General features: G+C 57.5%; 6 protein-coding genes. 1 reads left to right on the forward strand and 5 read right to left on the reverse strand.

Going from position 1 to position 7,607, the window contains the following annotated elements:
• Positions 1 to 211 precede the first annotated feature (211 nt).
• The 5 genes from NML54_RS08230 to NML54_RS08250 form a co-directional block, all read right to left on the reverse strand.
• Positions 212 to 1,615 carry an FAD-dependent oxidoreductase gene (locus tag NML54_RS08230; protein WP_254757405.1) on the reverse strand — a complete coding sequence of 468 codons (1,404 nt, stop codon included), beginning with the start codon at positions 1,613 to 1,615 and terminating at the stop codon, positions 212 to 214.
• 295 nt (positions 1,616 to 1,910) lie between these two features.
• Positions 1,911 to 2,276, reverse strand: a complete 366-nt coding sequence (locus NML54_RS08235) for a DUF2218 domain-containing protein (RefSeq protein ID WP_254757406.1) — start codon at positions 2,274 to 2,276, stop codon at positions 1,911 to 1,913.
• Between the two features lie 180 nt (positions 2,277 to 2,456).
• Positions 2,457 to 2,906 (reverse strand): hypothetical protein, encoded by a 450-nt coding sequence (locus NML54_RS08240; RefSeq protein ID WP_254757407.1) that lies wholly within the window; start codon positions 2,904 to 2,906, stop codon positions 2,457 to 2,459.
• Entirely contained in the window at positions 2,903 to 3,652 is a 750-nt protein-coding gene (locus NML54_RS08245) for an ABC transporter ATP-binding protein (protein ID WP_254757408.1), read from the reverse strand. The genes NML54_RS08240 and NML54_RS08245 overlap by 4 nt, the downstream gene beginning before the upstream one ends.
• 6 nt (positions 3,653 to 3,658) lie before the next feature.
• Positions 3,659 to 5,629, reverse strand: a complete 1,971-nt coding sequence (locus tag NML54_RS08250; RefSeq protein WP_254757409.1) for a hypothetical protein — start codon at positions 5,627 to 5,629, stop codon at positions 3,659 to 3,661.
• A gap of 349 nt (positions 5,630 to 5,978) precedes the next feature.
• Between NML54_RS08250 and NML54_RS08255 the strand changes: the two genes are divergently transcribed.
• Positions 5,979 to 7,445, forward strand: a complete 1,467-nt coding sequence (locus NML54_RS08255; protein ID WP_254757410.1) for an NCS2 family permease — start codon at positions 5,979 to 5,981, stop codon at positions 7,443 to 7,445.
• The last annotated feature ends 162 nt before the right edge of the window (positions 7,446 to 7,607 follow it).

The following is a 7,607-nucleotide window of genomic DNA, read 5'->3' on the forward strand; positions in this document are numbered from 1 at the left end:
CGCACCTGCCCAACCCCCCGCGCAATTCCGTCATCGGCGGGGTGGGGTTTATTAAACCGTTCTTCGTATAAGCGTACCGGCGTCCATTTTCCCAATCGCTACCCCGCTTACCCCCCCCCCCCCCCGCATCCTTATATATAGACAAAAATCGACCCCGCACCGGTTCACGGTACGGGGTCGATTTCCATGCTCTACGTACCCAACATAAGGATTACTCGCCGCGGGAGATATTGACCATCTCGTCGCGGTCCACAACCTTCACGCGGGCGCGAGGCTCACCGGCTGCATCCTTGGATGCGGCGCCCAGCGCCTTCTCGTGGTCGTCCAGGCGGTGCCAGCCTTCCCAGGTGGTGTACTTGATGCCCTTGGAGTCCAGGTAGGCGCTGAATGCCTCTGCCTCCGGCTCGGGTGCGGTGTAGAGGTTCTCGCGGTCCTCAAGCAGGTGGGTGATGGTCTCAAGCGCGTCAGACTTGGTGGAGCCAATCAGGCCGACGGGGCCGCGCTTGATCCAACCGGATGCGTACAGACCGGGAACGACCTCACCATTCCCATCCACGACGCGACCCTCAACGTTGGTGATGACGCCGCGCTTGTCGTCGTAACCAATTTCGGGCAGTTCGGAACCGAAGTAACCGATCGCACGGTAGACAGCCTGTACGGGGTAGTCCACGTACTCGCCAGTGCCGATAATGCCGCCGTTGCCGTCGAGCTTGTTGCGTTCCATACGCAGGCCCACAACCTTGCCGTCTTCGCCGAGAATCTCGTGCGGGGACTGCAGGAAGTGCAGGTGCAGGCGACGGGATGCGGTCTGCTCGTTGGTCTTCTGGTCTTCCAGCCAGCCGCGCAGGGTCTTCATCATAACCTTGGTCTGCGCGTTCTTCTCCATGGCTTCTTCGGAAGCAGCGTCGAACTGGAAGTCCTCTTCGTACAGGACGATGTCCACATCACGGGAGTGTGCGAGTTCGCGCAGCTCGAGCGGGGTGAACTTCATCTGTGCGGGGCCGCGGCGACCGAAGACGTGCACGTCGGTCACGGGGGAAGCCTTCAGGCCCTCGTAGACGTTGTCGGGAATTTCGGTGACGAGCAGGTCGTCAGCGTGCTTGGAGAGGATGCGGGAGACATCCAGGGCAACGTTGCCGTTACCGAGCACTGCAACCTGCTCAGCTTCGAGCGGCCAGGTACGGGGGTAGTCGGGGTGGCCGTCGTACCAGGAGACGAAGTCTGCTGCGCCGTAGGAGCCGTCCAGGTCGATGCCCTTAATGTTCAGGGGTGCATCAAAAATCGCGCCGGTTGCGAAGATGATGGCATCGTAGTGTTCGCGCAGGTCGGCGAGGGTCAGGTCCTTGCCGTATTCGACGTTGCCAAAGAAACGGATGTCACCGCGGTCCAGGACCTTGTGCAGTGCGGTGATGATGCCCTTGATGCGGGGGTGATCCGGTGCCACACCGTAGCGAATCAGGCCGAAGGGGGCGGGGTAGCGGTCGAAGATGTCGATGGCAACCTCGACGGCTCCGGTGCGGACCTCTTCAGACTTGGTGAGGATGTCGGCGGTGTAAATACCGGCGGGACCTGCACCAATAACGGCGACGCGCAGGGGGCGTGCTGCTTCAGACACGAAAATCTTCCTTTCGAAGTTCACCGTCCGGCGCCCGGTGCGGCGCGAACAGGCGGTGAGCTTAGTGTTCACTTCTTGCCTATTTTACCGGGGATTGACGGGTGTTCGGGAGCTTATATGTCTTCGCCCACTAAATAGGATAATTTTCTGTCACCTAATCCGGGCGGGGTTACTTAATTCAGGAGGGGCGGCGCCTCCGACTCCGGGCGCCTCCGCACGCAGCGGGCATAGAAACTGCCCCGCCCTCCGAGGTGCAGGAGGGCGGGGCAGGGTAACGAAGATTAGAAAGCAGGGACTAGGAGGCGGGTACCGCCTCAAAGGTGACGACCAGTTCCTCGCGTTCACCGAAGCGAACCAGGTGGCGGTCCAGCACATCCGCCAGACCAGCAGCCAACTCGTCACTTTCGGCGCGCACCTCCATGACGAGGGCACCGTCAGTTTCGCGCAGGTCACCGTAGCCGCGGAAAATGCCGTCGCGGTTGAAGGTGAGGCGCAGACCATCGGGCAGTTCTGCGGTGCCGAGCTTGCGGCCCATGTGCGAGCCGAGCTGCTTGATGTATCGGGCGGGGCGATCGGTTGCTACGATGGCGCGCTGGCGTACCGGCAGGGATTCTGCGGCGGGGTAATTCTCAGCGGTGTTTTCCTGGGGAGTTTCAGTCACGGTGGGTTCCTTCTCATCTATGCCGAATTCTCATCTATGCCGAAAAAGGCTCACCACACAGAACCTGGCATCCGGCGACACTTGTTTCACCTCGAATATAGCAGAAACTTAGGGTTCGCTAACCTAATATGTCATCGTTGTTCGCGCAGGGGCGATAAACAACCACCGTTCTTTACGCGCCTACCTCTTGAGCTTAATCTCAGCAGCAGCACCCAAATGTGCCGAAGTCACCGCATCATTCAAACGTTTAAAATCCGACCGGTCAGTGTACGTAATCGTCAAAACAGCCTTCTGCCCATCGCACAGAAGCGTCTGGGAGAATTCAACATTCTTCGCAGCCGAACGAATAGCATTAAGCTCTTCAGTCCGCGCAAGAGCTTGCTGTACATCCTCCGGTGAAGAAGCTGTTGCACAGGCTGGTGTAGTGGTCGAATACTCATTCAGCCATGGCTCAAAAGCCCCGCCCCAGTACAGGCCCAGAAGAGCGCCAACAAACACCACGCAAGATACTAGAACGCCCACCATTTTTCGCGGCAGGTGCAGCAATCCGTTTTTTCGAGGGGTGTCGCCTCCTGAATTTTCCGGCACACGATCATACTCATCACGAGCTAGAGGGCTCCTGGCCGTCATGATTCATTCTCCTTCCGATGAGAATTTACGTTTACATCCGCTAATCCCGAATCGGGAATTCTGGTAGGGCTTTCAAGACGGCATAGCCTATCGCAGGCGGTCATCATATCTGCATCATGAGTCGCCACGATAACTGTGGCTCCACGCCGAGCAGCAGAGCTCAACAGCTCAACAACCAATGCCCGGTTCTCAGCATCGAGACTTGCCGTCGGCTCATCCGCAAAAATGTAGCGCACACCCTTATGGATTGCCCGAGCGATACCGACCCTCTGCTTCTCACCACCACTCAGCAGGGCAGCCGAAGTACGTTCCTTCCCTTCAAGACCAATGACGTTCAAAAGCTCGCGGCTCTCATCCGTAATACGAGCACGACCAAAGGTCTTACGATCAAGCAGAATATTCTCGATAACGCTCCATTCCTCAATAATTCCGTAATCCTGAAAAACGAAGGAAGCTTCATCAGCCCAGAACGCAAGACGCTCCTTCTCACGAGCACGTTCCATATGCCGACCCCCAATAACAACCTCACCCTCATGAGGCGGCATCAGCAGACCCAACACATTCAAAAGCGTCGTTTTACCGCATCCGCTCGGACCCACAATGCCAGTTACTTCCCCCGCATATGCCTCAAAGTGGGGACTCTGGAGAATGGGCTGCCCTTGCGCATACACCACAATATTGCGGGAGGCGATAGTTACCTCAGGATGTTCCCCATTACTAGAGGGATAAACAGTATTCCTCATCATTCGCTCCTATACGTGACGACGGTGAACCGTCGCGGTGAAGATACGGTTAAAACTCAGTCTCAGCACCAACGCCAGAATAGTGCCGTACAACAGCGGTGCCGCCATCGCGGAAAAGGCGTACTCTGCTCCCTGCACCAGAAGAAGTACCAACGCCAAAGCAGAGCAAAGGCACACAATGCAGGTTTCCTTCAGAAGGTACCCACTAAAAATTGTTCTGAGAGGCAGACCAGCAGTACGTAAAACAAAATCATTACGAGCACGAGCCGCAAGGGTAATGTACGTGTTAATTGCTGTGCCAATAATGAGTGCCGCACAGAGAATTGCTAGGCCCACAAGATGCGCAACATACCGGTTACGTTCCAGCTGCGCGATGTAAAGGTGTTCTTCTCCCGCGCGGTCCACAGAAAGTAGGGTCTGTCCAATTTCCTCAGCGTTGTAGGCTGCCCGTACAGACGCAGGCTGAGAAACCATGACGTTACCGGTAGTCAAGGCCGCAGAAATAAAGGCAGGTTGTAGATTCTGAGTCGCCGATTCGGTCACCACAAGAACAGGCTTTTTATAGTTCAGAAGCCGTGAATCCTGAGAGCTCAAAGCAGGCACCGTTACCCCCGACGAGTTGGTTTTATCCTCCACAGTGAGCAGAGTAAATCCTCGATCCTCCCGGTCCTTCTGGTGGAAAGAATACTCTGCACGCAAAGACTGAGATCCAGGGAAGCTGCTATCCTCAACGTTCTTGAACGACAAGCCAAGACGTTGCTGAAGAAGGTCCACATAGGCGCGGTTCACCATAAGAGCACCATCGTATCCGCTACCCTCCAAACCCTTAACGTTTTCCAACGCATAGGACAGGAGGACACCGTTCCGTGATTCAAGAGAACCTAAAGCACGCACTGTAGCCTGATCGTAGGAGGCGAGCGCCTGTTCATCCCGTATCGTCGCTTCAGGCACGTTCACGCGTAAGGTGTACTGGTCAGAAAGAAGAGACCAGCCAGCTGCCGAATCGCTCCTACCCAAACTCACTTGAGCGCTTGAGACCAGACCCGGAATAGTGCACGCCACTAAAACCACCACAGCATACTTAGCGATTGCACTCGGAACTGTAAAACGTCGATACGCCGGTTCCCTGCGTCCCACAGCATTAATGCTTGGCCAAGTCATGAGGTTGATAAGCAGTAGAGCCACCAGCATGAGAACGGTAAACACGGCAAAAATCAGCGCTGTAACTCCCATCAGTTGAGGAAGATGCGCCACGCCGTACACGAACCCCTCTACGCATCCCATGCACAATGCTGTTACCGCTGCAGGAGGTAGCGCCAGGAGCAGGAGGTCTTGTGCATCCCTTAGCTGCAGACGCTGCGGGGAGTATCCGTTCAGAAGCAGAATATTCTGAGTTCGCGAACGGACCGACAACCACCCCATGATTGCGGTACAGAAGAGCACAGCCAGGCAGATAAGGCTCGTCAGAGAGCCCGAAGAAGTAACTGCCCCGTAGACAACACGCACCGGGTTAACGGAGGTAACTTTAACATCCATGCCTTGTTCACGGGCAAGGTTTTCAAAAGCACGCACAAATTCTTGGCTACCCGCTAGCGCGTATTGGCCGTCAAGCGAAGAATCCCCGAGTGCTCGTGATGGATATTTTTTCCCGTGCTTATCCGGGTCGAACCAATCTATAGTTTCACCGTCAGAGCTCAGTGAATTCGCCCCAAACACGTAGACGGATCTTCCGTGCCAGAAATCTTCGGGGTCGGCGACCACCTTGAGTAGCTGGGCGCCATCGGCAGCGTAGCGATCCACCAGGGTATCAAAGTTCTGAATCAGCTCAGACTTAGACTGCTGCGAAGCACGGAGAGAAATCTGTGCCTGTGCATTGGTACCCAGAGGAGTCTGCGTCTCCAGGACAGAGATGAGGGCGCTACCCAGCAGAAAGGTCAGAACCGTGCACAATACTGCGCACACTCTCAGAGCATTTTTCATCGTTGAATCCCCGTCTGTAGCGGGCGGGTATAAAACTTGACCGCCCCAGGCCTGGTGCTAGAAGACTACCACCTTCATAACCTAAATGGTATAGATTTTCGAATTATTTAGATTCATGACATATATTTTTTTACTAGTCAGAGGATTTTAGAGTTTTTACCGTACCTTATCAGGCTTCCTGAACAAAAGCTGGGAATTTGCTGGATTAACGCTTAGAGAAACTTTAACCGTAGAATATTTCGGTAACAACAGTGTCACCTCCCCCAACACACCGGGAAGTGGCACTTTTTTATGCGGGCTCGGAACCCCGAGTCACGCCCCGACTATGAGTATCTACGGATTTTCACGAATGTCTTCTGAGAACACCGCGGCTCCCCAGAGCCCCAAGGCAGAAGCCAAGGGCGCACTGGACCGTTACTTCAAAATCACTGAGCGAGGCTCTACCATTGCCGCAGAATTCCGCGGCGGCCTCGCCACCTTCTTCGCGATGAGCTACATCGTCGTGCTGAACCCCCTCATCATCGGCCTCGGCAAGGACGCATCCGGCAACGCCCTCGGCGTACCGCAGGTCGCAGCAATGACCGCACTGGTCGCAGGCGTCATGACCATCCTCATGGGCGTCATCGCCAAGCAGCCCTTCGCCATGGCGGCAGGCCTCGGCGTGAACGCACTGCTGGCAACCACCATCGCCTCCACCCCCGGACTGACCTGGCCCGCCATCATGGGCCTCGTCGTATGGGCTGGTGTGCTGATGACCATCCTCGTGCTGACCGGCTTCCGCACCGCAGTGTTCAACGCGGTCCCCGAATCGCTCAAGGTCGCAATCGTCGTCGGTATCGGCTTCTTCATCGCCTTCATCGGCCTCGTCAACGCAGGTATCATCCGCCGCATGCCCGACGCAGCAGGCACCACCGTGCCCGTCTCCTTCGGTGTCAGCGGCCACCTGCTCGGCTGGCCCACCCTCGTCTTCCTCTTCGGCCTGTTCCTCACCATTGCGCTGTTCATCCGCAACGTGAAGGGTGCAATCCTCTACGGCGTGCTCGCCTCCACCGCCCTCTCCATCATCCTGGAGAAGGTCGTGCCCTCCGGCAGGTCGCTCGAGTCCCCCACCGGCTGGTCCCTGAACGTCCCCGTCTGGGACTCCAACACCAGCAAGCTGCCCAACTTCTCCCTGTTCGGCTCCGCTGACCTGTTCGGTGCCTTCGGCACCCTCGGCGGTATGGCAGCTGTTCTGCTGATCTTCACCATCCTCATCTCCGCGTTCTTCGACGCAATGGGTACCTCTGTCGGTCTCGCAACCGAAGCAGGCACCATCAAGGACGGCCAGATTGAGAACGTCGACAAGGTCCTGCTCGTGGACGCCCTCGGCTCCGTAGCCGGCGGTGGCACCTCCTCCTCCGCAAGCCAGATCTTCGTGGAGTCCGCAACCGGTATCGGCGCGGGCGCACGCACCGGCTTCGCGAACGTCGTCACCGGCGCACTGTTCCTCGTCGCGATCTTCCTGTCCCCGCTGGTCACCATCGTGCCCTTCGAAGCTGTTGCACCCGCAATGGTGTTCGTTGGCTTCCTGATGATTCGCCAGGCAGTGAACATCGACTGGAACGACTGGGGTCTGGGTATCCCGGCGTTCATGACCATCATCTTCATGCCCCTGTCCTACTCCATCGCGGACGGTATCGGCGCAGGCTTCCTGTCCTACGTCTTCATCCGCCTGGTGCAGGGTCGCGGCAAGGAAGTTCACTGGCTCATGTACGTGGTTTCCGCTGTGTTCCTCATCTTCTTCGCTAACGGCCTGATTACCGGCTGGATGCACTAAATACATCGGGTGCCTCACCCTCCCACGTGGAGGCGCGGGCACCATCAGGGCGGGGGGGGGGGGGGCGGGGGGGGGGGGGGGCCCCCCCCCCCCGGGGGGGGGGGGGGGGGCCCCCCCCCCCCCCCGCGGGGGGGGGGGGGGGGGGGGGGGCACACCCCCCCC

This window comes from Rothia gullae, assembly GCF_024294905.1.
Classification (GTDB): Bacteria; Actinomycetota; Actinomycetes; order Actinomycetales; family Micrococcaceae; genus Rothia.

What these genes read in the sequence shown, in the direction of transcription:
- NML54_RS08250 (WP_254757409.1), bottom strand. Translation starts at nt 5,629, where the DNA reads ATGAAAAATGCTCTGAGAGTGTGCGCAGTATTGTGCACGGTTCTGACC.
- NML54_RS08255 (WP_254757410.1), top strand. Translation starts at nt 5,979, where the DNA reads ATGTCTTCTGAGAACACCGCGGCTCCCCAGAGCCCCAAGGCAGAAGCC.
- NML54_RS08240 (WP_254757407.1), bottom strand. Translation starts at nt 2,906, where the DNA reads ATGACGGCCAGGAGCCCTCTAGCTCGTGATGAGTATGATCGTGTGCCG.
- NML54_RS08245 (WP_254757408.1), bottom strand. Translation starts at nt 3,652, where the DNA reads ATGATGAGGAATACTGTTTATCCCTCTAGTAATGGGGAACATCCTGAG.